The organism is Xanthomonas sp. CFBP 8151 (assembly GCF_011761885.1).
GTDB classification, from domain to species: Bacteria; Pseudomonadota; Gammaproteobacteria; order Xanthomonadales; family Xanthomonadaceae; genus Xanthomonas; species Xanthomonas arboricola_B.
In genome coordinates this window covers 99092-125587 of the sequence record NZ_JAASQZ010000001.1, presented here as the reverse complement: position 1 = coordinate 125587, position 26496 = coordinate 99092, and the positions used below count along the sequence as shown (strand labels likewise).

General features: G+C 66.7%; 23 protein-coding genes, 1 tRNA gene and 3 pseudogenes. 14 read left to right on the top strand and 13 right to left on the bottom strand.

What is annotated here, in order from left to right:
- Window positions 1-67 precede the first annotated feature (67 nt).
- Together FHT08_RS00560 and FHT08_RS00555 are read right to left on the bottom strand one after the other, a co-directional pair.
- A pseudogene (locus FHT08_RS00560) lies at window positions 68-772 on the bottom strand (DNA methyltransferase).
- Window positions 720-875: pseudogene (locus FHT08_RS00555) on the bottom strand (Com family DNA-binding transcriptional regulator); the annotation flags it as partial. The pseudogenes FHT08_RS00560 and FHT08_RS00555, both read right to left, overlap by 53 nt.
- On the opposite strand from FHT08_RS00555, the gene FHT08_RS20165 reads away from it, so the two are divergent.
- The 3 genes from FHT08_RS20165 to FHT08_RS00545 all read left to right on the top strand — a co-directional run bounded on the left by FHT08_RS20165 (window position 804) and on the right by FHT08_RS00545 (window position 1952).
- The gene (locus FHT08_RS20165) at window positions 804-983 is read left to right on the top strand and encodes a hypothetical protein (RefSeq protein WP_343204135.1); all 180 of its coding nucleotides are present in this window, start codon (window positions 804-806) and stop codon (window positions 981-983) included. The pseudogene FHT08_RS00555 and the gene FHT08_RS20165 sit on opposite strands and share 72 nt — an antisense overlap.
- A 475-nt stretch (window positions 984-1458) precedes the next feature.
- Window positions 1459-1677 (top strand): hypothetical protein, encoded by a 219-nt coding sequence (locus FHT08_RS00550; protein WP_166774734.1) that lies wholly within the window; start codon window positions 1459-1461, stop codon window positions 1675-1677.
- The gene (locus FHT08_RS00545; protein WP_166773950.1) at window positions 1674-1952 is read left to right on the top strand and encodes a hypothetical protein; all 279 of its coding nucleotides are present in this window, start codon (window positions 1674-1676) and stop codon (window positions 1950-1952) included. Before FHT08_RS00550 ends, FHT08_RS00545 begins: the two co-directional genes overlap by 4 nt.
- Window positions 1953-2084: 132 nt before the next feature.
- Here FHT08_RS00545 and FHT08_RS00540 read toward each other — a convergent pair.
- The 4 genes and pseudogenes from FHT08_RS00540 to dtd all read right to left on the bottom strand — a co-directional run bounded on the left by FHT08_RS00540 (window position 2085) and on the right by dtd (window position 5357).
- Window positions 2085-2160, bottom strand: a tRNA-Ile gene (locus FHT08_RS00540).
- Window positions 2161-2435: 275 nt separating this feature from the next.
- Window positions 2436-2749, bottom strand: a pseudogene (locus tag FHT08_RS00535) (DUF6566 family protein).
- Between the two features lie 186 nt (window positions 2750-2935).
- Window positions 2936-4810, bottom strand: coding sequence for an RNA polymerase sigma factor RpoD (gene rpoD / locus FHT08_RS00530; protein ID WP_104536451.1), 1875 nt, complete (start codon window positions 4808-4810; stop codon window positions 2936-2938).
- 106 nt (window positions 4811-4916) lie between these two features.
- Window positions 4917-5357, bottom strand: a complete 441-nt coding sequence (gene dtd / locus FHT08_RS00525) for a D-aminoacyl-tRNA deacylase (protein WP_166773948.1) — start codon at window positions 5355-5357, stop codon at window positions 4917-4919.
- On the opposite strand from dtd, the gene FHT08_RS00520 reads away from it, so the two are divergent.
- Window positions 5356-6372: a lauroyl acyltransferase gene (locus FHT08_RS00520; RefSeq protein WP_208408796.1), complete on the top strand. Its 1017-nt coding sequence runs from the start codon at window positions 5356-5358 to the stop codon at window positions 6370-6372. The two genes, dtd and FHT08_RS00520, sit on opposite strands and share 2 nt — an antisense overlap.
- A gap of 54 nt (window positions 6373-6426) precedes the next feature.
- Here FHT08_RS00520 and FHT08_RS00515 read toward each other — a convergent pair whose 3' ends face one another.
- Window positions 6427-6948: a GNAT family N-acetyltransferase gene (locus tag FHT08_RS00515; protein ID WP_104536454.1), complete on the bottom strand. Its 522-nt coding sequence runs from the start codon at window positions 6946-6948 to the stop codon at window positions 6427-6429.
- A 243-nt stretch (window positions 6949-7191) separates the two neighbouring features.
- Here FHT08_RS00515 and ribA point away from each other — a divergent pair, with 243 nt between their 5' ends.
- The 3 genes from ribA to FHT08_RS00500 all read left to right on the top strand — a co-directional run bounded on the left by ribA (window position 7192) and on the right by FHT08_RS00500 (window position 10442).
- Window positions 7192-8325 (top strand): GTP cyclohydrolase II RibA, encoded by a 1134-nt coding sequence (gene ribA, locus FHT08_RS00510; RefSeq protein WP_104536455.1) that lies wholly within the window; start codon window positions 7192-7194, stop codon window positions 8323-8325.
- A 138-nt stretch (window positions 8326-8463) separates the two neighbouring features.
- Entirely contained in the window at window positions 8464-8940 is a 477-nt protein-coding gene (locus FHT08_RS00505) for a PH domain-containing protein (RefSeq protein WP_039529659.1), read from the top strand.
- On the top strand, window positions 8937-10442 hold the full coding sequence (locus FHT08_RS00500) for a PH domain-containing protein (protein WP_166773946.1): 1506 nt from the start codon (window positions 8937-8939) through the stop codon (window positions 10440-10442). Before FHT08_RS00505 ends, FHT08_RS00500 begins: the two co-directional genes overlap by 4 nt.
- 82 nt (window positions 10443-10524) lie before the next feature.
- Here FHT08_RS00500 and FHT08_RS00495 read toward each other — a convergent pair whose 3' ends face one another.
- Window positions 10525-11583 carry a CDP-glycerol glycerophosphotransferase family protein gene (locus FHT08_RS00495; RefSeq protein ID WP_343204122.1) on the bottom strand — a complete coding sequence of 353 codons (1059 nt, stop codon included), beginning with the start codon at window positions 11581-11583 and terminating at the stop codon, window positions 10525-10527.
- Between FHT08_RS00495 and FHT08_RS00490 the strand changes: the two genes are divergently transcribed.
- Complete coding sequence (locus tag FHT08_RS00490) at window positions 11584-12408, top strand: glycosyltransferase family 2 protein (protein WP_166773944.1); 825 nt, start codon at window positions 11584-11586, stop codon at window positions 12406-12408.
- Between the two features lie 122 nt (window positions 12409-12530).
- On the opposite strand, the gene FHT08_RS00485 is transcribed toward FHT08_RS00490, so the two are convergent.
- The 5 genes from FHT08_RS00485 to def form a co-directional block, all read right to left on the bottom strand.
- The gene (locus FHT08_RS00485) at window positions 12531-13808 is read right to left on the bottom strand and encodes an O-antigen ligase (RefSeq protein WP_166773943.1); all 1278 of its coding nucleotides are present in this window, start codon (window positions 13806-13808) and stop codon (window positions 12531-12533) included.
- Window positions 13809-13961: 153 nt separating this feature from the next.
- The gene (locus FHT08_RS00480; protein WP_104536460.1) at window positions 13962-15683 is read right to left on the bottom strand and encodes a glycosyltransferase family 39 protein; all 1722 of its coding nucleotides are present in this window, start codon (window positions 15681-15683) and stop codon (window positions 13962-13964) included.
- 48 nt (window positions 15684-15731) lie between these two features.
- On the bottom strand, window positions 15732-17042 hold the full coding sequence (rsmB, locus tag FHT08_RS00475; RefSeq protein ID WP_166773942.1) for a 16S rRNA (cytosine(967)-C(5))-methyltransferase RsmB: 1311 nt from the start codon (window positions 17040-17042) through the stop codon (window positions 15732-15734).
- The gene (gene fmt / locus FHT08_RS00470; protein WP_166773941.1) at window positions 17042-17965 is read right to left on the bottom strand and encodes a methionyl-tRNA formyltransferase; all 924 of its coding nucleotides are present in this window, start codon (window positions 17963-17965) and stop codon (window positions 17042-17044) included. The genes rsmB and fmt overlap by 1 nt, the downstream gene beginning before the upstream one ends.
- Before the next feature lie 304 nt (window positions 17966-18269).
- Window positions 18270-18782 carry a peptide deformylase gene (gene def, locus FHT08_RS00465; protein WP_166773940.1) on the bottom strand — a complete coding sequence of 171 codons (513 nt, stop codon included), beginning with the start codon at window positions 18780-18782 and terminating at the stop codon, window positions 18270-18272.
- A 132-nt stretch (window positions 18783-18914) separates the two neighbouring features.
- On the opposite strand from def, the gene FHT08_RS00460 reads away from it, so the two are divergent.
- The 6 genes from FHT08_RS00460 (at window position 18915) to FHT08_RS00435 (ending at window position 26489) form a co-directional block, all read left to right on the top strand.
- Window positions 18915-20051: a LysM peptidoglycan-binding domain-containing protein gene (locus FHT08_RS00460; protein WP_166773939.1), complete on the top strand. Its 1137-nt coding sequence runs from the start codon at window positions 18915-18917 to the stop codon at window positions 20049-20051.
- A 71-nt stretch (window positions 20052-20122) separates the two neighbouring features.
- Window positions 20123-21259, top strand: a complete 1137-nt coding sequence (dprA, locus tag FHT08_RS00455; protein WP_166773938.1) for a DNA-processing protein DprA — start codon at window positions 20123-20125, stop codon at window positions 21257-21259.
- Between the two features lie 43 nt (window positions 21260-21302).
- On the top strand, window positions 21303-21776 hold the full coding sequence (locus FHT08_RS00450; protein ID WP_003484452.1) for a DUF494 family protein: 474 nt from the start codon (window positions 21303-21305) through the stop codon (window positions 21774-21776).
- A gap of 37 nt (window positions 21777-21813) precedes the next feature.
- Window positions 21814-22548 carry a pilin gene (locus FHT08_RS00445; protein ID WP_166773937.1) on the top strand — a complete coding sequence of 245 codons (735 nt, stop codon included), beginning with the start codon at window positions 21814-21816 and terminating at the stop codon, window positions 22546-22548.
- Between the two features lie 27 nt (window positions 22549-22575).
- The gene (locus tag FHT08_RS00440) at window positions 22576-23808 is read left to right on the top strand and encodes an RDD family protein (RefSeq protein WP_166773936.1); all 1233 of its coding nucleotides are present in this window, start codon (window positions 22576-22578) and stop codon (window positions 23806-23808) included.
- Between the two features lie 182 nt (window positions 23809-23990).
- Window positions 23991-26489: a DNA topoisomerase I gene (locus FHT08_RS00435; protein ID WP_166773935.1), complete on the top strand. Its 2499-nt coding sequence runs from the start codon at window positions 23991-23993 to the stop codon at window positions 26487-26489.
- The last annotated feature ends 7 nt before the right edge of the window (window positions 26490-26496 follow it).

Sequence of the window (26496 nt, the reverse complement as noted above, 5' to 3'; positions counted from 1 at the left end):
CTAAAGGTCGATAAAAGCAAGGAAGATGCGACGAAAAGGCTGCTTTAAAGGAGCCTTTTCTTTTGGGTTACTGTGGGTTTTTGTCCGCTAGCCGCTGACGTGCAACGGTAGCGTAGTGAGCTGTCATCTCAACGCCAGCCCAGTTATAGTCACCTAACTCGGCTGCTACCAGCGTTGCGCCACTCCAGCGAAGGGGTCCAAAATTCGGTCTCCAGATTCACAAATTTCCACCAATTGCAGCATCAATTTGGTGGGCTTCCCGGTCAGGTGGTGCTTGTCCGCCTTGAGCACCGGGTAAGCACTACACCAGGCAACACAGGCGCACGGCGAACCAGCGACATGTCGCCCTTGCTGCCCCAGACGATGTATTCGGCCTGGTTGCGGAAGCGGCCCAACTGCGGCCGCACGCCTTCGGTCTTGCCCACGGTGATGCCACGCCAAGTGAAGCCGGCGATCTGCAGCGCGTTGGTGGTCAGCGGCAGCTGCCGCCAGTCCGTAAACAGCAGCACCGGGGCGCCATCCTTGAGCACACGCGCACACTCCGACAGCCACAAATGCGTCCATTTCAGGTGCGAGCGTTGGTCTCGTTCGTCGCCAATGAAGTCGGCGTGCCCGCCATCCGGCAATACTTGGTCGAGGGCGGCCGAGCACGGGCAGCGGCGGTCAGGCCGCCACTCGCGTAAGGCGGATCAGTGATCAGTGCGTCGAACGAGTTGGCTTCAAGCGTGGGCAGGATGGTCAGGGCGTCGCCCTGCAGGAGCTGGTTTTTCATGGTGAGAGCCTTCTTGGATTCGCTCGCGGCGATCGGAGGTGAGGCTCTCGGCCTCCAGGTGATTGAGTGTGCCGCAGCGCGGGCACTTTATCTGGATTTCATCGAAGGCGCCGGCCTTGCACAGCAGGCGGGCGCAATCGCAACAACGGAGGTTCTTGAGCATTGCGTGGTCTTGCGGTGGGACGAGATTACGCCGCTGCTCGTGGCGTAATTCGGTCAGGCTGGCACGGTTGGAACTGAAAAAGTTGCTGCATGGAGTGATGGCGCAATTCGCGCCGGCATACGCTTATGTCGGCCAACACTGCCTTAAGGATCGCGGCGCTCACCAATAGTTTCGGCACCGCCACAGCTGTGAAGTGTGGTGCTTCGAGACTATTGCTATAGCGTTGCGGATTTTCCCCGTTGACACGCTCCAAGCGGCGGAGCGAGTATTCCAACGTCGCCGCATATTCGGCGACCGGGATTGGTCTCCCGAATCAAAAGGCGCACCAGCGCCCATCGATCGATGCACGGCGCTTTTTAATCGCCCGCATCGTCGCGGGTGCATGCCGGCCAGCTTTATGGCGGGCGGTGCGCGGGGGCCGCAAGGCCCACCGGTTCCTTTTGGCCGGCAGACCAACCGCGCACTGTCCGCCACCCCGATTGGTCTCGGCGTGGCGGATTCCAAAACACAAAAGGAATCCAGCATGTCTTACAACACCCAAGTAGCGCCCGCGTCTGCGGCGCGGCAGATGCCCCAGCATGTGGGTCTGATCGCCACCACTCTCGAATGCAGCCATACCGCGTGGCTGAGCCTGATGGCGCACCTCGCAGGTGCACGCAAAGCGATCCACACCTTCACGATTGCCGACGCTGCTGCAGCGATCGCTGTCGTCGATGCCTTGTATGCGCAGGTGCGGCGATGAGCATGAGCAAACAGTTCCGCGTCTGCACAGGCGTCACCCTCAGCTTCGAAATGATGCAGGGCTATGTGCTGGCCATGCTGCATTCCCACGCGCAACCTGATCTTCCGCCGGTCCTGATCGCCTGCGAAGCCATGGGCGTTGATGACGTCTTGCCGGGCGGCGATGCGCAGAGCGTGGTGCTGGGTCGGCTGCATGTCTGCATGCATGAGGACCCGGCAGTTGATGTCCTCACCTGGCTGCGCAAGCAAGCGCATCACAGCAGAGCAGCACGATGAATACCGCACACGCAATCGCTTATCCAGAAGACGCCGACTACGCGATCAGCGAAGAAGAAGAAGACATTTCCCGATAGTTTCCTGAGCCACAAAAAAGGCACTTGGACGCGCGTCCAAGTGCCTGCATTTCATTGGTGGGCCCACCAGGATTCGAACCTGGAACCAAAGGATTATGAGTCCTCTGCTCTAACCGTTGAGCTATAGGCCCGGCAGGGTGGGTGGCGAGATGCGGGGCATGTCGGACCGTCCAGCTGACGCGAAAGTTTACCTGCCTGCGCGCGTCGCTGTCTGCTGACATCAGGCATTGAGGAGGAGAAGCGCCCGCACCCACACGTGCCCGCGCATGCCACACAAAAAAGCCCGGCCTGAGCCGGGCTTCTAAATTTGTATGCGATCACTGCGCTTTGCGCACCACGCGCGGTGGACGATCCGGAGCCACAAGTACCTCGGCAATCCCGAATCCCCACTCCCCAATCCCGGCTGCTAAGCCATCTCAAGCTGCGCATCGACCAACTGCCGGCCTGCGCGGAATCCCTGCGCGATGGCTTCCTGGTAGGTCTCCCAGCCCGGTTCCCGGCCACCGATGCGTGGCTGGCGTTTGCCGCCCAGCGCATACACGTCGACCCACAGCGTCCACCTGGCGCCCGGGGATGCCTGTTCGGCGCGTACGCGAATCTCGTGCTCGCGGTACGTGGTGGTTTCAAAGCGGCTTTGCTTGCTCATACGACGGCCTCGTTCCATTCGTCCATCAACTTAGAAGCCACGGCTAGAACGTCACGTGAGCCAGCAAGAAACATCGGCCGCATGTTGCGCCGCTGTCCGGCTTCGTCGCCAAGGCGTGAATGTCGCCTGCGCCATCCCCGGCGCATCCGTGTTCCGGCGACGTCCACCCGGCCAAGCATAGCCCGCGGCATGCCCCACAACGCAACAGCCCCGCATGTGCGGGGCTGTTGCGTGATCACTGCACAGATACGGCTACCGGATCAGTCGATGTCCAGGAACGAGCGCAGCTGTTCCGAACGGCTCGGGTGACGCAGCTTGCGCAACGCCTTGGCCTCTATCTGACGAATCCGCTCGCGGGTGACGTCGAACTGCTTGCCGACTTCTTCCAGGGTGTGATCGGTATTCATGTCGATACCGAAGCGCATCCGCAGCACCTTGGCCTCGCGCGGGGTCAGCCCTGCCAACACGTCCCGCACCGTCTCGGAGAGATTGATGTTGGTGGTGTTGTCGATCGGGGACTCCACGTTGGTGTCCTCGATGAAGTCGCCCAGATGCGAATCCTCGTCGTCGCCGATCGGGGTTTCCATCGAGATCGGCTCCTTGGCGATCTTCATCACCTTGCGGATCTTGTCCTCGGGCATGTCCATTTCCTTCGCCAGCTCCTCCGGCGTGGCCTCGCGGCCGAACTGCTGGAGCATCTGACGGGAAATGCGGTTCAACTTGTTGATCGTTTCGATCATGTGCACCGGAATACGGATGGTGCGCGCCTGATCGGCGATCGAACGGGTGATGGCCTGACGGATCCACCAGGTTGCATACGTGGAGAACTTGTAACCGCGACGGTATTCGAACTTGTCCACGGCCTTCATCAGGCCGATGTTGCCTTCCTGGATCAGGTCGAGGAACTGCAGGCCGCGGTTGGTGTACTTCTTGGCGATGGAGATGACCAGGCGCAGGTTGGCCTCGACCATTTCCTTCTTGGCCTTGCGTGCCTTGGCTTCGCCATAGGCCATCGCGCGGCTGATTTCCTTGATCTCGCCCAGGGTCAGGTAGTTGGCCTTCTCCATCTCGATCGAGCCCTGCTGCTCAGAGACGATCTGGTCCTTGACATCGCGCAGCGCCGACGACCACTTCTGCTTGCGCTTGAGTGCGTCTTCCACCCATTCCAGGTTGGTCTGGTTGCCTTCCCAGGAGCGGATGAAATCCTTGCGCGGCATGCGTGCCACGGTGGTGGCAAGGTGCAGCACCTTGCGCTCGTGATCCTTGATGCCGTTGACCACGCCACGCAGCTGGGTGACCAGTGCATCGGTCAGCGGCAGCGGCAGCTTGAGCGTGGTGAAGATGGCGGCCATGTCCTCGCGCGCCTTGACCACCAGCTTGTGCTCGGCGCCGTTCTTGGCATACACCTTCTTGAACTTGGCGTATTCGTTGGCCAGGTTCTCCATGCGCGTGGCCACTTCCACCGGGTCAGGACCGGTCGGGCCGGCCTCTTCTTCGGCAGCGTCGTCATCGCCGTCTTCGTCGTCGTCTTCATCGGCTGCATCCTCGTCGACGGCGACGGGACCGGCGGCGGCCAGCGCGGCAGCGGCGGCATCGGCTTCTTCGATCAGGTCGTTGAAGCCAACCACGATCTCGGCCAGACGCTTCTTGCCTTCCTTGTGCGCTTCGTAATCGGCCAGCAGCATTTCGGTCGACAGCGGGAACACGCCCAGTGCTGCCTGGACCTGGCTCAGGCCCTCTTCGATACGCTTGGCGATGGCGATTTCGCCTTCGCGGGTCAGCAGCTCGACCGTGCCCATTTCGCGCATGTACATGCGCACCGGGTCGGTGGTGCGGCCGCCTTCGGTGTCGAGCGCGGTCAGCGCGGCGGCAGCTTCTTCGGCTGCGGTGTCGTCAACCTCGCGGTTGCCGGTGTTGCCATCGTTGAGCAACAGGGTTTCAGCATCGGGCGCAACTTCATGGACATCGATGCCCATGCCGTTGATCATGCTGATGATGTCTTCGATCTGCTCCGGGTCGACCAGGTCGTCGGGCAGGTGGTCATTGACTTCGGCGTAGGTCAGATAGCCCTGTTCCAGGCCCTTGCTGATCAGTAGCTTGATGTCGGATTGCTGGGCAGGACGTTCGTTGGCCATGAGTGCTCGCGCCACCGGCTTTGAGATTGGAAAGAGAACCTAGCATTATACCAGCGTGAAGCCCGGTCTGCCGGATTCAAGACAGGACCGCTGGTAGACGTGATATCTAGGGTCTGAGAAGGAAGGTCACCGGGCCATCGTTGACCAGGTCGACAACCATATGGGCACCAAAGCGCCCGGTTTCCACCCCGCCCAAATGTTTTTCGCGGCAGATCGCCACCAATTGATTGAACGCCCGTTCAGCCTCCAACGGCGGCGCCGCGGTGCTGAAGCCGGGGCGATTGCCGGAACTGGTGTCCGCGGCCAGGGTGAACTGGCTGACCACCAGCAGGCCGCCGCCGGTGTCGGTGAGTGAGCGGTTCATCTTGCCGGCGTCGTCGGCGAACACGCGGTAGCTAAGCAGGCGCTCGGCCAGGCGCCGGATCTGCGCATCGGTGTCGCCGGGCTCGACCCCGACCAGGGCCAGCAGCCCGGGACCGATCTGCCCGACGGTCTGCGCATCGACCGTGACTGCGGCGCGGGTGACACGTTGGATCAGCGCAAGCATGGGCACTCTCAGGCAGCAAACTGTGCCGCGCAGCATGCCCAGCGCTGTTCGCACTGTCACGCGCGGGTCTTGGCCGGCCGCGCTGTTTAGAATTGCGCGGATGAAACCCGATGTTCGCGCTCGCCTGCTCTACACCATTGCCGCCACCGTGGGCCGCCTGCCTTGGCCGCTGCTCAAACGTGTGGCCGACGCGATGGCCTGGAGCTGGCGCAAGCTCAATGCGCGCGAAGCCCGCGTGGCACGCCGCAACCTGGAACTGGCGTACCCGGAACTGGATGCCGGCCGGCGCGCGCAGCTGCATGTGCAGGTGCTGCGGTCGACCGCGCGGCAGACGCTGGAAGTGCTGCGCACCTGGACCCGCCCACCGGCCGAGAACCTGGCGCGGCTGCAACGCAATGGCCAGGCGCTCTACGACGCCGCGCTGGCCTCCGGGCGCGGCGTGATCGTGGCCGCACCGCACTTCGGCAACTGGGAGCTGCTCAACCAGTGGCTGTCCGAACGCGGGCCGATCGCCATCGTGTACCGCCCGCCCGAATCGGACGCGGTGGACGGCTTCCTGCAACTGGCACGCGGCGGCGACAACGTGCGCCAGGTGCGTGCCGAAGGCCCGGCCGTGCGGCAGTTGTTCAAGGTGCTCAAGGACGGTGGTGCGGTCGGCATCCTGCCCGACCAGCAGCCGAAAATGGGCGATGGCGTGTTTGCGCCGTTCTTCGGCATCCCTGCCTTGACCATGACCCTGGTCAACCGACTTGCCGAGCGCACCGGCGCGATCGTGCTGTATGGCTGGTGCGAACGTGCCGGTGGCGACCTGCAATTTGCGTTGCATGTGCAGCCGGCCGACCCGGCAGTGGCCGACGCCGACCCGGTGCGCGCCGCCAGCGCGCTCAACGCAGGCATCGAACAGATCGCCCGACGCGACCCGGCGCAATACCAATGGACCTACAAACGCTACACGCTGCGCCCACCGGGCAGCGGCGAGCCCAATCCGTATGCGACCGAGCGGCATCCGCACTGAAGCCGGTTGGCTGAAGACCGATCCGCTCGCGCACAGCGCGGCAACGGCAACGGCTCAATCGTCGTGCGGATCGGCCGGCGTGGCGAGGATGCGCTGATAGAACGCCAGGTCCAGCCAACGGCCGAACTTGAAACCGGCCTCGCGCACGGTGCCGGCATGGGTGAAGCCGAACTGTTCATGCAGGGCGATGCTGGCTTGATTGCTGGCATCGATACCGCCGACCAGCACATGCACGCCGCGCTGTTCCGCCGCCGCGATCACGCCCTGCAACAGCAGGCGTCCAAGCCCCTTGCCGCGATGGTCGCGGTGCACGTAGATCGAATGCTCCACGCTGTACTTGAACGCCGGCCAGGCGCGGAAGGTGCCGTAGCTGGCGAACCCCATCAGGCTGCCGTCGGCAGCTTCCACCCCGATCACCGGAAACCCGCCCGCACGCTTGGTCGCAAACCAGCCGACCATGCTCTCCGGTGGCCGCGGCCTGTAGTCGTACAACGCGGTCGAGTTGGCGATGGCGTCGTTGAAGATCTCCAGGATGGCGCTGGCGTGGCGGTCTTCGCTGCAGTCGATGAGAGACATGGGGTCCGATGCGGGCAGAGGGTCTTGGGATTAGAAGACATTGCCGGGCGATGAACAACGCAGCCGGCCTGCAACCCACCCGCGCCCGCCGCGCAACTCCAATTGCGGGCGCTGGATGCAGCGTTCACCCGGCCTTGGCGACCGGCAATTGCGAACCACGCGACAATGGCCGCGCGCGGCAGGCAACGGCCGCGGCAGCGTCCGCCTTGAAGCGGCCCTGGCAGTCCCCATCTGGAGTCGTGCATGAGCAGCCCCGTCCCCTCCCCCAGCGCACAGGCCTTCGGTGATCCGGCGGCGATCCGTTGCGAGCGCGCCGCCTCCGAACTGCGCGCCGGCCGCCCGGTGCTGCTGACGGCGGCCAACGGGCAGGCGCGCGCGGTGCTGGCGCTGGACAGCAGCACCGCGCAGTCCTACGCGGCCTTCGCGCGTGCGGCGCAGGGGCGGCACTATCTGTTCGTCACTCCGACCCGCGCCCAGGTGCTGGGCCTGAGCGCGCCGCAGGGCGCACGCGTGGCGCTGGTCGAACACGACTACGACCAGCTCGCTGCCCTGGCCTACCTGCGCGATACCCCGGTACCGACGCAGTGGACCGCGGGCGATGCGCTGGACGCAGGCGCGGTGGAAATCGCGCGGCTGGGGCTGCTGCTGCCGGCGATGCTGGCCGTGGAGCTGCACGATGCAGATGACCACGCCGCCTTTGCCGGTTGCCAGTCGCTGACACTGGACGATCTGGGCAGCGGCTGCGCCAAATCCGCCGCGGCCGGCTACGAGCTGGTCACCCGCACGCCGGTGCCGTTGCGCGGGCTGGGGATGAGTGAGTTCGTGGTGTTTCGCGGCGGGGTGGCACAGCGTGACCAAGTGGCGATCGTGGTCGGCCAGCCCGACCTGTCGGCGGCAGTGCCGGTGCGCGTGCATTCCTCCTGCCTCACCGGCGATCTGTTCGGTTCGCTCAAATGCGATTGCGGCGACCAGCTGCGGCATGGCCTGGCCAAGCTGAAGGAGCTCGGCGGCGGCGTGCTGCTGTATCTGGACCAGGAAGGCCGCGGCACCGGCATCGCCGCCAAGATGCGCGCGTACGGCTACCAGCATGCCGGCCTGGACACCATCGATGCCGACGCGCAACTGGGCTTCGGGCCGGACGAGCGCCGCTACGGCAGTGCGGTGGCGATGCTGCGTGGTCTTGGCATCGGCCGGATCCGGCTGCTGACCAACAACCCCGCCAAGGCCGAACGCCTGCGTGCGGCCGGCATCGCGGTCGAAGACCGCATCCCGGTGACCGGCGACATCACCCCGGAGAACGAGCAGTACCTGCGCACCAAGGCCGCGCGTGCCGGGCATGCGCTGGATGTGGACGCGCTGATTCTGGCCGCGCAGTAAGCCCCGCTGCGCCGGATGCGCCTGCCCGCGGCGCCCGGCTATGCTTGCGCACCGCTCCTGCAGGCCAGCCTTGTGCACGACGCTCCACCGCCGCACCCCGAGGTCATCGTCGCTGCCGCGCCGGCACAGGTTCCGGCCGTGGACCACACGCAGTGGCAACCGCTGCCGCAGCGCGGGGCGTATGTGGCCGGCGTCAACGGCGCGCTGGGCGGCGGATGTGCCGGGCTGATCGCAGCCGGCGTCACCGTCACCGTGCTGCACGCCTGGCATGACTGGCCGGTGGTGCTGGGCGTGACCGTGGTGGCCGCGCTGCTGGGTGCGTGGTTCGCGGTCAAACGGCATCGGCTCACCCACTGGAAACTCGACCAGCACGGCCTGGCGCTGCAACGCGGGCATCTGTGGCAGAGCGACACGCGCATTCCGATTTCGCGCGTGCAGCACGTGGACCTGCGCCGCGGCCCGATCGAACGCGCCACCCGGCTGACCACGCTGGTGGTGCATACCGCCGGCAGCCGGCTCAACGCGGTGGCCTTGTCCGGCCTGGATCAGGGCGATGCCGAACGCCTGCGCGACCGCCTCGCCCGCCAGCTCGATCACGACGACGACGCGCTGTGAGCGCCATCGAACACCACCACCAGGACGAGCAGCGCCTGCATCCGCTGTCGTGGGTGTTCGTGTTGTTGCAGCAGATCCGCCAGTTCCTGATTCCGCTGGCGGCCTTGGTGCTGTTCGGCAGCCGCGATGGCAGCCGCGACTCGGCCGACCACATCGCCACCGGCGTGGTGATGGCGGTGCTGGTGGCGATCTCGGTGCTGCGCTATTTCACCTACCGCTACCGCATCGGCACCGATGGCGTGGCGATCCGCAGCGGGCTGCTGGAACGCAGCCGACGCGATATTCCGTTCGCGCGCATCCACAATGTGGTGGTGCATCAATCGCTGCTGCACCGGCTGGCCGGCGTGGCCGAGGTGCGCCTGGAATCGGCCGGCGGCCACAAGCCCGAAGCGGAAATGCGCGTGCTGCGGCTGGACCAGGCATTGGCGCTGGAAGACCTGATCCGTCGCCGCACGCATGACGCCGATGCCAGCACGCCGCAGGTCGTCAACGACAGCACCACCCTCCTGCGTTTGCCGCTGGCCGAAGTGATCCGGCTGGGGCTGATCTCCAATCGCGGCATGGTGGTGGTGGCGGCCAGCTTCGGCGTGATCTACCAGATGATTCCGCGCCGTACGGTGTCCAACTTCGTCGAGCACAACGGCGAGCTGGCGTACCGCTACGTCAGCCAGATCCATCCGGGGGCGGCGGTCACCGCCGCATTGGTGGTGCTCGGCGCCTTGGCCGTATTGGTCGCGATGCGTGCGCTGTCGGTGGCGCTGGCGCTGGCGCAGTACCACGGCTTTCATCTCAGCCAATCCGAGCGCCGCCTCACCGTGGAGCGCGGCCTGCTGACGCGGATCCGCAGCAGCGTGGCGCTGCGGCGCATCCAGTCGTGGACGCTGTACGAAAGCCGCCTGCATCGCCTGTTCGGCCGTCGCCAGTTGCGGGTGGAGACCGCAGTGGCCGGCACCGCCGACAGCGAAGGCAGCGCGTTGAAGGAGCTTGCGCCGATTGCCGAGCCGCAGCGCTGCGATGCCTTGTTGCAGCGCCTGCTGCCGGGGATTGCCTGGCCGCCGGCACAGTGGCAGGCGATCGCCACGCATTGCTGGTGGCGATTGAGTCTGCCCACGCTGTTATTGCTGCTACCGCTGGTGATCGGCCTGGTCTGGCAATTCGGCACCCAGGCAGCGTGGTTGCTGCTGTGGTTGCCGTGGAGTGCGTTCAAGGCGCATCGCCAGGTGCATCGCATGGGCTACGCGGTGGATGCGCGGTTTGTCGCCGTGCGCGGCGGCTGGTGGAAACGCTGGTGGCGGCTGGCCGAGCTGGACAAGCTGCAGGCGCTGCAACTGCAACGCTCGCCGCTGGACCGTCTGTCCGGCACCGCGACGCTGTGGCTGGACACTGCCGGCGCCAGCGCGACCGGCCCGGGGTTGCGCCTGCGCTTTGTGCCATTGGCGCAGGCGCAGGTGCTGCAGGCGCAGTTGGGTGCCGCGTTGGCGCGGCGCAAGCTGCGATGGTGAATCGGGAATCGGGATTGGGGATTAGGGATTGGATCAACCGCTGATTGGCGGCGGTATCTCGTCAACGGGCGACTAGCGGCGATCAACGTTGCGCCGGGCCCCAGTATCCGAGTTCGCGGCGGATCTGCAGGCCTCGCCACACTGCGCCCAGCGGCTTGCGCCGCAGTGGACCCAGCTTGCCGGCGATGAAGTCCTCGGTCGCTGCCATCACCCGCTCCGAGGACTGCCCGTCGCGATACGGGTGGATCGCATCGGCATACCTGGCGAGCGCATTGCGCAGCGCCGCATCCGGCGCCAGCGCGCGCGCCAGCTGCTGCGGCAATTGCCCGGGCTGCTGGAAGTCCAGCATATGCGGCTGCGGCACGCGGTTGCGGAAGGTCACCACCGCTTTGTGCTGCACCACGAACTCGGACACGATCGACGAGGTGTCCGACACCAGCACATCGGCCGCACGCTGCGCGGCCATGACCTGTTCGGGTTCGACAAAGCGTGCATGCGGCCCGGCCAACGCGCGATAGCGATCGAACAGTTCCGGCGCGCACTTCGGATGCAGCGTCAACAGCCAGTAATGCGCACCGCGCGCGATATCGGCGGCGATCTCGTCGTAGAGCGCGGGCGCAGCGCTCAGGCGCTCGGTAAACGTGGAGCCGAACAGGATCACCGGGTGTCCGTTGGCGGGCGCGCGCAGTGCAGCGCTGCGGCCGCCATCGTCGCGGAACACCGGGTCGAGCTTGGGCCAGCCGGTTTCGACCACCGCAAAATGCCCTTCGCGCTCGGCGAGTGCGCGAAACGGCGCCGTGGTGGCCGGGCCCTGCGTGCAATACAGATCGAACAGCCCGCGCACGCGGAAGTGCCCACGGTTGTCTTCGCGCTTTTGCACATTGAAACCATGGAACAACTGCACCTTGGCACCCGCAATGAACGGTGGCACCCAGTTGGCCGCACTGAACACCGCACGCGGGCGCAACGCCAGCGCCTCGCGCAGGCCGACCTCGCGCACGTCCGGCAACGCCAGTCCGCGCGCACCGCCCTCGAACCACGCCGACACCGCATGGCCGCGGGCCTGTAATGCCTGCGCCAATGGCGCCAGAATAGGCAACGCGTAACGCTCCGTTGCGAACAGCAGGTATTGAGCCATCACATGTCCTCTTCGACCGCACCCGACGAACGGCCGCGCATCAGCGCCTGCATTATCGCGTTCAACGAGGCCGATCGCCTACGCGACTGCCTGCGCTCGCTGGCGTTCTGCGACGAGATCGTGGTGGTGGACTCCGGCTCCACCGACGCCACCGTGACGCTGGCCACCGCACAGGGCGCGCGCGTCCTGCAGCGCGCCTTCGATGGCTATCGCAGCCAGAAGGCGTTCTGCGTTGCGCAGGCCAGCCACGACTGGGTGCTGTGCCTGGATGCCGACGAACGCGTCAGCGATGCCTTGCGGGCGTCGATCGTTGCCGCGCGCGATGGCGGCTTTGCCAACGCGGCCGGCTATCGCTTCGCACGGTTGTCGGATTATTTCGGCCGGTTCCTGCGCCATGGCAACGCCTATCCGGATCGGGTGCTGCGCTTGTTCGATCGACGCCACGGCGGCTGGCGCGGCAAGCGCGAGATCCACGAGGCGGCCAGTGTCGACGGTGCAGTGGTGACCCTGGCCGGCGATCTGATCCATTACCCGTACCGCTCGCTGGCGCAGCAACTGGCCAAGACCCAGCGCTACGCGCAGATGATGGCCGAGCACGAGCACGCGCGCGGCAAGCGTGCGACCTGGAGCAAGCTGGTGCTGGCGCCGGCCTGGCGCTTCTGGCGCGGCTATCTGCTGCGCGGCGGGTTTCGCGATGGCTGGCATGGGTTGATCTACGCCTACGTCCGCGCCAACTACGTGCGCCAGAAGACCATCATGCTGTGGCTGCTGCAGCACAACCAACCGGTGCAGGACCCGCCGCGTGCGGACGATCGGCGCATCGACTGAGAGCGGCCGACAACACCGCTGCGCTCGCCGCTACGTTGGCGCAAGACACACGCGGAGCCGGCGGTCGCAACATCCATCCCGGTGGTGGGCGCAAAGCCCGCAACCCGCTGCCGGACCGCTCGCTAGACCCTGTCGGCCATTCGCGCCGAGGCCTCCTGCGCCTGGCGCGCCGCCAGGCCCACCAGCACACCGACCAGCGCCGTGTAGAAACTGGCCGACACCTGGTGCGCAAACATCGACTGGGTCAGTCCGCACAGGGCATAGCTGGCCACGATCATCACACCGGCCGCTGCCGGTCCGCGGAACTGGCGCTCGCCGCTGCGGCGATGCAGCCGCACGAAGATCCAAAACGGCACCCCGTACACCGCAAACAGCAGCAACAGGCCCGGAACACCCTGGGTGGCGCCCCACTCGGCCAGATCGTTGTGCGCATGGCCCAGATGACAGCGCAGCAGCCAGGTGTCGCCGGCGCACACCGGCAGCTCGCGCATCGCATCGTCGAAGCGCCCGACGCCGATGCCGGTGAGCGGATGCGCGCGCAAGGTGTCCCAGGCCACATGCAGGCGCTCGATACGGGCACCGGCGGACGAGTCGCTGTCGCCGACCTCATAGCGCTGCAGGTCGCTCTGCAACTCGCCCAGGCGCATCTGCTCGGTCAATGCCGGCACGCTGAGCACCACACCCACTGCCAGCACCGCACTGCCGACAAAGGTCAGCAAGCGCATGCGAGCACTCTGCCAGGGCGCGCCCCAGATCAGCACGCCCAAGGTCATCAGCAACGACAACCACACCCCGCGACTGCCGCTGAGCACGATCACCACCACCGTGGCGATGGCCGCGCCCACCAGCCAGCGCACGTTGCCGAGCGGACGGCAGAACACCGCCACCACCAGCAGCATCAGCGCGATATCGGCAAAGACAATCGCATTGGTCCAGCCTTCCGCGCGGTCGGCACCGTTCATCACCTGCAGCATGGCGATCAACATTGCCGCGAACACGCCCGCCAGCGCGCCACGCCATAGCCAGACCTGCCGCGGCTGCAGTGCGTACGCCCACACCGCCGCCCACGGCAGCACCAGAAAGCGCGAGCGGTTGTCGACATCGCGCAGCCCGTGTTCGAACAAGGCCACCGACAACAGCGACATCGCGATCACCGCCGCCGTCAACCACACCAACGCGCGCAGCGACCCACGGCGCGCGGCGACGCCTGCGCGCAGGCTGCGCCAACCCACCAGCGAGCCAAGCAATAGGCACAGCCCGAAGGGCAGCAACCCGCTCGGCATGCTGACCACCAGTGCGGTCAACGCGAACACGCCCAGTTCGGCAATGCCCATGCCCGCCGGTGACGCGATGGGGGCCGACGAGGAAAGCGAAGCGGGCTGGGTGGGCAAGGAATTCATTCAGACATCGGTGGCCAATGGGGGCGAAATCGGGCGACGTGCGTCAGCGACGCCGGCCAAGCTAACGATGCCCCGCATGAATCCATGCTAGACAGCGGCCGGCGGCGGCATTGACGGGCCGCCGATCGCGGCAGACACCTGCGCTGCGCCGGCTCATTCGGTGTCCAGGTTGCCCTGCTCCTGCGCTTCCACCGCCCGCTGCTCGGAGCTCGCCACGCAGCTGCCATGCACGGCATCGGCCGGCACCAGCCACCAGCGACGGCGGTTGGCCACTCCCACCATCTGGCTGCGGCTGCGGTCCACACAGGCCAGCAGCGCGGTCTCCTGCGCCATCAGCCACCGTTGGTGCGGACGTTCCGCCTGCCAGGCCACCGCACGCTGCAGCTGTTGTTCCCACGGTACCTTGAAGCCGAAGGTCTGCGCGGGGCGGTCGGCCATCAGCAGGTTCTGCTCCTTCCAGGCCACCAGCCCGAGCTGCGCGTCCGGTCCGATCCGACGCCCGGCCTCGCGCATCACCGCGCCCGCCGAGCTGGACTCGTTGAAGATCGGAGAGCAGACCAGACCGAACGCCACCCACCACGCGCCCAGCAGCGATGCGGCGGCAAGCGCGGAACGGCGCACCCGCAGCAGCAACAGACTGGCCACGCCCCACGCACCGACCGCCAGCAACAGCCAGCCGAGCGGGTCGGTGGCCTCGCTGCCGACCCCGCGGCTGTCCATGATCTTCTGCTCGAACCCCGGGTGCCCGATCAGCATCGCCGCGCCGCCGGCAGCAAAGGCCACCGTCAGCAGCAGCACGAATCCGAACAGCAGCCGCTGCACCCCGGCCCGGCGCAGCAGGCCTGCCGCCAGCGGCGCCAGCGCCAGGCAGAACATCGGCAGCGCCGGCAGGATGTACACATCGCGCTTGCCGCTGGGAATGGTGAAGAACACCAGCACCAGCAGCCACCAGGCCAGCGGCAACAGATAGCGCGCATCGCGTCGCTTGAGCCGGCGCCACCAGGCCGGGATCGCCCAGGGCAGCACCAGGATGGTCGGCAGCCACATCGTGGCCATACCCTTGAAGTGGTACCAGACCGGCTGCGCGTGATCCCAGGAATTGGCATAACGCTTGGCGGTCTGGCGCAGCAGGATGTCGTTGAGATAGACCCGGTATTCGGGCTGGCCGGCGGTCAGCGCAGTCACCATCATCGGCACGAACCACAGCAGGATCGCGACGAAGAAGAACAGCGGCCCCAGCCAGAAACGCCGATCGCGCACATGCACGCGCACGCCCGGCCAGCCGCGCGCCGCCGCAATGCCGGCCGGGATCAGCATCAGCAGGGCGATGATGCCGACCCCCTTGGTAATCACGCCCAGCCCGGCGGCGAACCAGCCCAGCGTCCACCAGCGCCAGGCCGGCCCCAGCAGTAGATGACGCAGCAATCCGTAATTGGCCAGGGTGATCCAGAACACCACCAGCGGATCGATCTGCGCCTTCTTGGCTTGAAAGGTGAAGTGCAGCGTGAACAGCAGCATCCACGCCGCATACGCGCCCACGCGTCGGGTCCAAAGACGCCGCCCCAGGTCGTACACGCAGGCCAGCGTGCCCAGCGCCGCCAGCAGCGACGGCAGCAGGAACGCCACCCGCCAGTTGCCCAGCAGCGTGTAGAACAGCGCCTGCAGCCACATCAGCATCGGCGGCTTGTCCGAGTACAGCTCGTTGCCGCGATGCGGGAACAGCCAGTCGCCGCTCATCACCATCTGCTTGGCAACCAGTGCAAACCGTGGCTCGTCCGACGGCCAGGGGTCGCGCAGTCCCAGGCCGGCACCGATCACCAGAACGGCCGTGATGGCCAGCAGCCAGAAATCCTTGGAAGCACGAGTCTTGAGCATGACGGGCCGCAATGGGTGCACAGGTGGAGCGCCGGGGGCGGCGCGCGGTCAGGACGCTTTTAGCAAAAGCGCGTAGAAAAAACCGTCGCAGTGCTGCTCGCCGGGGAAACGCTGCCGTCCGGCACCGGCCGCATGACCGAACTGCGCACCCAGCGGCTGCGCCTGCGCATCGGCGGTGCGTTGCAGGAATGCCTGCACCTGCGCCTGGTTCTCGCGTGCAAGCAGGGAACAGGTGGTGTAGAGCAGCTGCCCGCCCGGCCGCAGCGTGCGCCAGGTGGCATCGAGCAGACGCGCCTGCAACGCACACAAGGCGTCGATATCGTCGGCACGGCGATGCAGCAGCACGTCGGGCTGCCGGCGCACCACGCCGGTGGCCGAACATGGCGCATCCAGCAGCACCGCATCGAACGGCTGGCCGTCCCACCATGCGGCGGTATCGGCCGCGTCAGCCGCATGCAAGGTCACCTGCGCACCCGGCACGGTGCGCTGCAAGGTCTGCTGCACCCGCTCCAGCCGGCGCGCATCCACATCCAGCGCGGTGAGCTGCAGGCCAGGATGACGTTCCAGCAGATGCGCGGCCTTGCCACCGGGGGCTGCGCAGGCATCGAGCACGCGTGCAGATGGCGCCAGCGCCAGCGCATCGGAAACCTGCTGCGCAGAGCCGTCCTGCACCGAGACATCGCCGTCGGCAAAGCCCGGCAACTGGCTCACCGGTACCGCGCCGTGCAGACGCACCGCATCCGGCAACACCGCATCCGTGTCCGCGCCGATGCCCAGCGCTGCCAGCCGCGCGACATAGCCGGCCGGGTCGATCCGCGAGCGCTGCACGCGCAGCCACATCGGCGCCATCTGCGCGCTTGCCACGAAGATGGTCTCGGCCTGGTCGCCCCAGTCGGCACGCAGCTGCTTGCGCAGCCAGGACGGCCAACCCGCATCGGCGGACACTGCCGGAAACCCCTCGCGCTGGGCGCGCCGCAGGATCGCGTTGACCATGCCGGCCTGGCGCGGCCGGCCCAGCGCGCGGCACGCGTCCACCGTGGCCGACAAGGCCGCATGGGCGGGCAGCTGCAGCACGTCGAGCTGGGCGAAGCCGGCCATCAGCAGCGCTTTGAGTTCGGCATCGCGCGGCGGCAACGGACGTTCCAGCCACTGCCGCAATGCCACGTCATAGGCCGGGCGGCGGCGCAGCACTGCAAAGCAGATCGCCTCCACCAGCGCGCGGTCGCGTGGATCGTCAAGGCCGGGCAAGGTCGCGGCCAGTTCGGCCTTGAGCGAGCGGCCATGGTCGAACACTGCCGTCAGCACCCGGGCGGCGGCCAGGCGCGAGCCGACGCCGGCAGTTGCGGTCTCTGCCGGCATCAGCGCAGCGCCGGCAGGTCGCGGCGCGCATTGAGGTAGTCGGCAGCGGTGATCGCCTTGCCGCCCTCGCGCTGCAACACGCGTACCCGCAGCGCCCCCTGCCCGCAGGCAATGTCGATGCCCTGCTTGCCGGCAGCGAGCAGGGTGCCCGGCGCCTGCTGATGCGCCAGCTCCAGCGCCACCGCGCCATGCAGGCGCACGCGCTCGCCGGCCAGGATCGCCTCGGCCACCGGCCATGGATTGAACGCGCGTACGCGCCGCGCCAGTTCCTGCGCCGATTGGGTCCAGTCCAGCCGCGCCTGCGTCTTGTCCAGCTTGTACGCATAGGTCACGCCCTCTGCCGGCTGCGGTTGCGCCACCGGACGGATGCCCGCACGCAGCAAGCCCAGGCCATCGGCCAGCACCTGCGCGCCCAGCGCGGCCAGGCGGTCGTGCAGCTGCCCGCCGGTTTCCTGCTCGCCGATGGCCAGCCGCTGCGACAGCAGCACCGGGCCGGTATCCAGCCCGGCTTCCATCTGCATGAGGCAGACGCCGGTTTCGGTATCACCGGCCTCGATCGCGCGCTGGATCGGCGCAGCGCCACGCCAGCGCGGCAACAACGAGGCATGCACGTTCCAGCAGCCATGGGTCGGCGCGGCCAGCACCGCCTTGGGCAGGATCAGGCCGTAGGCCACTACCACCATCAGATCGGCATCGAGCGCGCGCAGCGTGGCCAGGGCCTCCGGCGAGCGCAGCGTCTGCGGCTGCAAGACCGGGATGCCGCGCGCGATCGCCTCCAGCTTGACCGGCGACGGCGTCAACCCACGGCCACGGCCGGCAGGCCGATCCGGCTGGGTGTAGACCGCCACCACTTCATGCCGCTGTGCAGCTGCGCGCAACGAGGCGACGGCAAAATCCGGCGTACCGGCGAATACGATTCTCATAGGGCGGGGATTCGGGAGTGGGGATTGGGGAGTGGCAGCAGCGGCGGGGACTGGGGATTGAGGAATCGGAATCGCAGCAGGGGCTTGGGCAACAGAGCAACGGCTAGCCGATCCCACATCCCCAATTCCGACGTGTCGCCCCATCCGTGTACGCGGAGCGCGCGCAGCGACGGCCTGCGCCATCGCCTCAATCACACGCAATGGCGCCGCGCCTGGCGATTGGGCATGGGTACCAACGGATCCGGCAAGCAGCCAGAAAAACCCGCTTCACCAATCCCCAATCCCAACTCCCCAATCCCGGCCGTCAGGCCACGTGCTTACGCTGCTTGGCCAGTTTCTTGCGCACCATTTCGCGCTTGAGCGGCGACAGGTAATCGACGAACAACTTGCCGTCCAGATGGTCCATCTCGTGCTGGATGCATACCGCCAGCAAGCCATCGGTGCTCAGTTCCTGCGCCTTGCCCTCGCGGTCGAGATAGCGCACGGTGATCGCATCGGCGCGGGCGACATCGGCATAGATGCCCGGGACCGACAGGCAACCTTCCTGATACACCTGCTCGCCCTGCCTGTTCACGATCTCCGGGTTGATGAACACCTGCGGGAGGGTCTTCTCCTCGCTGACGTCGATCACCATGAAACGCTTGTGCACGTCCACCTGACTGGCGGCCAGGCCGATGCCGGGCGCCTCGTACATGGTCTGGAACATGTCGTCGAGCAGGGTCTGGAATGCCGGGCTGGTGAGCTCGGCAGCGTCGACCGGCGCGGCCTTGGTGCGCAGCCGCGGGTCGGGGAATTCGAGGATAGGGAGCAAAGCCATGGGATTACCCGTCTGGGGAACACCGGCTCTGCGCCGGCAAGACGCTGTCATTCTAGCGCAATGCTTGCGTGACGCCCCGGTTTCTGGACTATAGTGCGCAGACCTGTTGGGGAATCAGGCAAGAAGGCACTCATGTTGAACCGACTTCGTACGGTCGTCGCTGCGGCGATGCTGACCGTCGCGACCTACGCTGCCGCGCAAGCGGTGGGCGAACATCCAGACACTTACGTGGTCCGCAAGGGCGATACCCTGTGGGACATCGCTGGACGTTTCCTGCAAAAACCGTGGTTGTGGCCGGAAATCTGGCAGGCCAACCCGCAGATCCAGAATCCGCACCTGATCTATCCGGGCGACGTGATCAGCCTGGCCTACCTGGATCGCGTCGTTAAGGGCACCGTCCAGGCCGGCCCGCGCCAGGAAGCGCCGATCAACGCGATTCCGCTGGCCGATGTCGAGCCGTTCCTGAAGAACCTGCGTGTCACCGACGACTTCGACCAGCTGCCGTATGTGGTGGGTCTGGAAGGCGGCCGCACGCGCGCCACCACCGGCCAGGTGGCCTACGTGGTGGGCCTGGACGATGCACAGCCGGGCCAGCGTTTTGCGGTGGTACGCCCGACGGTGAAGTTCAGCCTGCCCAAGCACAACGAAGACCTCGACGCGGCCGGCAACATCACCGCAGGCGCCGGCAACATCTGGAAGAACTACATCGCGCCGAGCACGCGCCGCGAGTTCCTCGGCTACGAACTGGCGCAGGTCAATGTCGGCACCATCACGCGCAGCGCGGCGGGCGGCAACTCCAAGGCGGCCACCCTGCTGCTGCAGGACAGCGGCCGCGAAGTACGCGCCGGCGACCGCATCGTCGCCGTCGAGGCGCAGCCTTACGACCTGCAGTTCATCCCGCATCCGCCGTCGGACCAAGCCCTGCAGACCGAATTGCGGGTATTGGCCATCTCCGACGCCTTCACCGTCGGCGGCACCCGCGATGTGATCGCCATCTCCGGCGGTGCCCGTGAGGGCATCAACAACGGCACGGTGTTCTCGATCTGGCGCAAGGGCCGCACGGTCAGCGACCGCGTCAAGCATTCGCGCTTCTCGCGGGCCGACGACGACTTCAGCGGCCCGGCCGGCTCCACCGTCGGTCTGCCCGACGAATACGCCTCGCACGCGATGGTGTTCCGCACCTTCGACAAGGTCAGCTATGCGCTGGTGATGGAAAGCGTCAAGCCGACCGGCCTGGGCTACTTCGTCAAGCATCCCGACGCGCAGTAAGCAAAAATTCTGATGCGGTAATGCGACGGCGCCTGAGGGCGCCGTCGACGTTTGCGGTCCAGGCTGGACGCATGGCCCTCCCCACTTCCGACCTGCGCGCACTCCTGACCCTGCTCCTGGCGGGTGGCCGCAGCCCGCCGCGCAACGCGCTGCTGAGCCGTTTCGCCAGTCCGGCCGAGATACTGACCGCCGGGCCCCAGGCCTGGCGTGCCGCCGGCTGCGACGAGCTGCAGGCGGCCCGGCTGCAGACTCCCGATGCGCGCAGCCTGGACGTCGCCCTGCAGTGGTGCGAGCAGCCGGGCCATCACCTGATCGGCCTGAACGATCCCGACTACCCCGCCCTGCTGCGCCACATCGTCAATCCGCCGCTGGCCCTGTTCGTGGACGGCGACCCGGACGCGCTCTGGCACCCGGGCGTGGCCGTGGTCGGCAGCCGCTCCGCCACGGCCGGCGGCCGCGACCACACCCGCGCATTCGCCTCCAGCCTGGCCTGCGCCGGGCTGGCCATCGTCAGCGGCATGGCCGCCGGCGTGGACGCGATCGCACACGAGGCCGCGCTTGCCAGCGCCGAGGCCATCACCGTGGCGGTGGTGGGCACCGGGGCGGATGTGGCCTACCCGGCAAATCACCATTTCCTGCGCGATCGCATCGCCGCGCGTGGCGCGGTGGTCAGCGAGTACCTGCCCGGCACCGGGCCGGTCGCGGCACACTTCCCGGCCCGCAACCGGATCATCGCCGGGCTGGCACTGGGCACCCTTGTGGTGGAAGCGGCCATGCGCTCGGGCGCGCTGATCACCGCGCGGCTGGCAGCGGAGGCCGGGCGCGAGGTGTTCGCCCTGCCCGGCTCGCTGCACAACCCGCTCGCGCGTGGCTGCCATCACCTGATCCGGCAGGGCGCCACCCTGGCGCAGGAGCCGGGCCAGGTCATCGACGGCCTGCGCCTGCTGTCGGGCGAACTGGCAAACGCCTTGCGCCAGCGCCTGGCCGCCCCCACTGATCAGGCCAGGACACCGCCGCAGGCCGGCCCGGCGCGCCCGGATCCGGACTACCAGCGCTTGTGGCAGGCGCTGGGCCACGACCCAACCCCTATGGATTCCCTGGTCGAACGCACCGGATTGACGGCCGCCACACTGTCCTCCATGCTGCTCATCATGGAACTGGAGGGAGACGTGGTCACCGAGCACGGTCGCTATACCCGCAATCCCTAGTTTCTTCACCTCCACAGCGTCGCGCGACGCAGGCCGAGGGGCAATGAAAGAGAGCATTCTTGATGTACTGCTGTACCTGTTCGAACATTATTTCAGCGAAGATGCGGACCTGGTCCGCGACCGTGACTCGCTTCAGAATGGCCTGATCCAGGCCGGTTTCAGTCCCGCAGAAATCAGCAAAGCCTTCGACTGGCTGGACGCGCTCTCCGAGCAGCGGCCCAGTGTCGCGCGCCCGCATGTCGATGGACCGGTACGCATCTATCACGGCCCGGAGCTGGACAAGCTCGATGTGGACTGCCGTGGCTTTCTGCTGTTCCTGGAGCAACACCGCATCCTCGACGCCGACCAGCGCGAGCTGGTACTGGACCGCGCCATGGCGCTGGATCAGGACGAACTGGATCTGGACGACCTCAAATGGGTGGTCTTGATGGTGTTGTTCAACCAGCCGGGTGCCGAAGCGGCCTACGCCTGGATGGAAACGCAGATGTTCCTGGACGAGCCTGAACCCGTACACTGAGGCGGAAGCCGCAACGGAAGCGTGCGAGGGAACGGCAATGAGCAGTTGGTATTACGCCGAAGGCAACCGCCATCGGCGTGGCCCCGTGGCCGACGAGGCATTGCTGGCGTTGTATCGCGATCACGCGATCGCGCTGGACACCTTGGTCTGGCGCGACGGATTTGCCCGCTGGGTGCCGCTGTCTGCGTGCGCCGACGAGCTCGGGCCACCGATGTCCACCGATCTGCGCGCCGCAGCGCAGCCGCCGCCCCTGCCGCCGGTTCCGCCAGCGGCTGTTCACAACGCCGCCGCCAGTGCACCCTCTTCGTCAGCGCATCGCCTGCCCAGCAACGGCCCGGGTTGGCCGCTGGCGTTGGTGCTGGGCGCGGTGGTGGGCATGTTCGTGCTGGTGGCGATGATCGGCATCCTGGCGGCGATCGCGCTGCCGGCTTACCAGGACTACACCGCGCGCACCAAGGTCGCCCAGGCGATCACGGCACTGGCGCCCTTGAAGCCGCAGATCGCCGAATTTCTGGCGCAGCAGGGCCGTTGCCCGGTCAACGGCGACACCGGCTTTCTCGCGCCCGAGCAGTATGCAACCGATGTCCTGACCAGCGTGCAGATCGGCCGTTTCGACACCACCGACTGCGGAGTCGAGGCGCTGCTGCATGCGCCGAAAATGACCAGGATCGACGGCAAGGCGCTGTGGCTGGATTTCGACGCGGACGCCGGCAGCTGGCAGTGCAGCTCCGAGATCGACGACAACCAACTTCCGCTGGACTGCCGCGGCTAGTCAATCGTTTCACGCAAGGGGACTTCAATGACGCAGTGGTATTACGCCGACGCACAACGCGAGCGCCAGGGGCCGGTGGACACGGACACGCTTCGCGCGCGCCTGTCGGAAGGCCTGATCGACGCATCCAGCCTGGTCTGGCGCGAAGGCTTTCCGCAGTGGGTCGCACTGGGCGAGGTCGCGGCCGAGCTGGGGATCGACACCGCCGTGCCAGCGCCCGCCGCGCCGAGCGTCGGAGATGTGCCGGTGAACGTTGCGCACAGTGAGCCGCAGGCGACGGTTCACCCAACCAGCATCGCGGTGGATTACACACCTGCCGCAGATGCGCCGTTTGCCGGCCCGGCGGCAGACGCTGCGCTCGGGCGGTCCGACTCCGGGCTTGCCGATCACCCTGCCGTAGCCGACCACCTGCAGCGTCCGCCGAGCGGGCAGACTGCGCTGACAGATCCAGCGGCGTGGCCCACCACGCCGGCAGACCCTGCGGCAACCCCGGCGGCATCGAGCCCGCTCCTGACCGACACCTCCCACGCGCCTGCAACACCCGCGCATGCCGTGTCGCAACCACCGGCCGGCGCGCCGCTTCCAAGCGCCTGGGATTCCGTCGCCGCGCCCTCGGCAAGCGTCGCATTGCGCGATGCCCCGGTCGTCTACGCCGGCCTGTGGCGGCGCGTGGCCGCCAGCATCCTGGACAGCCTGATCACCAGCTTTGCGGTGTACCTGATCGTGGTCCCGCTGGTGTTCGTCGTGGCGCTGGCGACCACCCGGGGCGATTCCGGTTCGGCGCTGGACGACGGCAGCGCGCTCGGCATCGCCATCCTGGTGATGTCCTACGGCATCGGCCTGGCGATCCCGACGCTGTATTTCGCCTGGATGCAGTCCAGCCGGCACCAGGCCAGCCTGGGCAAGCTCGCCTGCGGCATCAAGCTGGTGCGCGCCGACAGCAACGGCGGCCGGGTCGGTTTCTGGCGCAATGTGCTGCGCTATCTGGCCTACATGCTGATCAGTGTGCTCACCCTGGGCATCGGCATGATCGTGGCGGCGTTCATGGCCGGCATGACCACGCGCAAGCAGGCTCCGCACGACAAGGTGTGCGACACCCTGGTGGTGGACCGCTGGGCGTTTACGGATCACCCGGAGCGGCAATCCAGGGGCCTGGACACGGTCACCATCGTGGTCCTGGCCATTTATGCGGTGCTGTTGGTGCTCACGGTCGTGGCGGTGGCCTTCCTGCTCGCCGCCATCGGAATGAGCCATAGCTAGCAGTTGGCGGCCCTGGCCGCTTGACACGGCGGCGTCCGCCGTGATCTTTCTAATAAGAGAACTGAACGCCCGGGCTCGTTTCCCGGGCGTTGACCTGTGGGAACCATTCGATCTGCTTCCCTCCACCGGCCAATTAGGCCACGCTACCCGCCCCCCGGGCTCTGCCCAAAGAATTCGCCACCATGCCCAAGCACCTGCTCATCGTCGAATCGCCTGCCAAGGCCAAGACGATCAATAAATACCTCGGCAAGGACTTCACCGTCCTGGCCTCGTATGGGCACGTGCGCGATCTCGTTCCCAAGGAAGGCGCGGTCGATCCGGACAACGGCTTCGCGATGCGCTACGACCTGATCGAAAAGAACGAGAAGCATGTCGAAGCCATTGCGCGCGCGGCCAAGGGCGCCGACGACATCTATCTGGCGACCGACCCGGACCGCGAGGGCGAGGCGATCAGCTGGCACATCGCCGAGATCCTGAAAGAGCGTGGGCTGCTCAAGGACAAGACGATGCAGCGGGTGGTGTTCACCGAGATCACCCCGCGCGCGATCAAGGAAGCCATGCTCAAGCCGCGCGCGATCGCGGCCGATCTGGTCGATGCGCAGCAGGCCCGTCGCGCACTCGACTATCTGGTCGGTTTCAACCTGTCGCCGGTGCTGTGGCGCAAGGTGCAGCGCGGGCTGTCGGCCGGCCGCGTGCAATCGCCGGCGCTGCGCATGATCGTCGAGCGCGAGGAAGAGATCGAAGCCTTCATCGCACGCGAATACTGGTCCATCGATGCGCATTGCCGGCATCCGTCGCAGCCGTTCAATGCGCGCCTGATCAAGCTGGACGGGCAGAAGTTCGAGCAGTTCACCGTCACCGATGGCGATACCGCCGAAGCGGCGCGGCTGCGCATCCAGCAGGCCGCGCAAGGCGTGCTGCATGTCACCGATGTGGCCAGCAAGGAGCGTAAGCGTCGCCCTGCCCCGCCGTTCACCACCTCAACGCTGCAGCAGGAAGCCTCGCGCAAGCTCGGTTTCACCACCCGCAAGACCATGCAGGTGGCGCAGAAGCTGTACGAAGGCGTGGCGCTGGGCGACGAAGGCTCGGTCGGTCTGATCAGCTATATGCGTACCGACTCGGTGAACCTGTCGCAGGACGCCTTGTCGGAAATCCGCGACGTGATCGCGCGCGATTTCGGCACCGCTTCGTTGCCGGACCAACCCAACGCCTACACCACCAAGTCCAAGAACGCACAGGAAGCGCATGAAGCGGTGCGCCCGACCTCGGCGCTGCGCACCCCGGCGCAGGTGGCACGCTTCCTGTCCGACGACGAGCGTCGCCTGTACGAATTGATCTGGCGCCGCGCAGTGGCCTGCCAGATGATCCCGGCCACGCTCAACACCGTCAGCGTCGATCTGTCGGCCGGCAGCGCGCACGTGTTCCGCGCCAGCGGCACCACCGTGGTGGTGCCCGGCTTCCTGGCGGTCTACGAGGAAGGCAAGGACACCAAGAGCAGCGAGGACGAGGACGAGGGCCGCAAGTTGCCGCTGATGAAGGCCGGCGACAACATCCCGCTGGACCGCATCGTCACCGACCAGCATTTCACCCAGCCGCCGCCGCGCTTCACCGAGGCGGCATTGGTCAAGGCGCTGGAGGAATACGGCATCGGCCGGCCGTCCACCTACGCCTCGATCATCCAGACCCTGCAGTTCCGCAAGTACGTGGAGATGGAAGGCCGCAGCTTCCGTCCCACCGACGTGGGCCGCGCCGTGTCCAAGTTCCTGTCGGGGCATTTCACCCGTTACGTGGATTACGACTTCACCGCCAAGCTGGAAGACGAGCTGGATGCGGTCTCGCGTGGCGAGGAAGAGTGGATTCCGCTGATGGAGAAGTTCTGGGGCCCGTTCAAGGAACTGGTCGAGGACAAGAAGGATTCGCTGGACAAGACCGACGCTGGCAGCGTGCGCGTGCTGGGCACCGACCCGGTCAGCGGCAAGGAAGTCAGCGCGCGCATCGGCCGGTTCGGCCCGATGGTGCAGATCGGCACCGTCGAAGACGAGGAAAAGCCCACCTTCGCCTCGTTGCGACCGGGCCAGAGCATCTACTCGATCTCCATCGAAGACGCGCTGGAACTGTTCAAGATGCCGCGCGCGCTGGGCCAGGACAAGGACCAGGACGTCAGCGTCGGCATCGGCCGCTTCGGCCCGTTCGCGCGCCGCGGCAGCGTCTATGCCTCGCTGAAGAAGGAGGACGACCCGTACACCATCGATCTGGAGCGCGCGGTGTTCCTGATCGAGGAGAAGGAAGAGATCGCGCGCAACCGCGTGATCAAGGACTTCGAAGGCAGCGACATCCAGGTGCTCAATGGCCGCTTCGGCCCGTACATCAGCGATGGCAAGCTCAATGGCAAGATTCCCAAGGATCGCGAGCCGGCGTCGCTGACGTTCGAAGAGGTGCAGCAGCTGCTGGCCGACACCGGCAAGCCGGTGCGCAAGGGCTTCGGCGCCAAGAAGGCCACGCTCAAGAAGAACGCGGTGAAGGATTCGGCCAAGGAGGCCAAGGACGCCGCAGCCAAGAAGACCGCGGTAAAGAAGACGGCCACCAAGACCGCGGCGAAGAAGGCGCCGGCCAAGAAGGCCGCTGCCAAGAAGGCCACCAAGCGCGTGGTCAAGAAGACCGTGAGCAAGGCCGCAGGCTAAGGGCGCC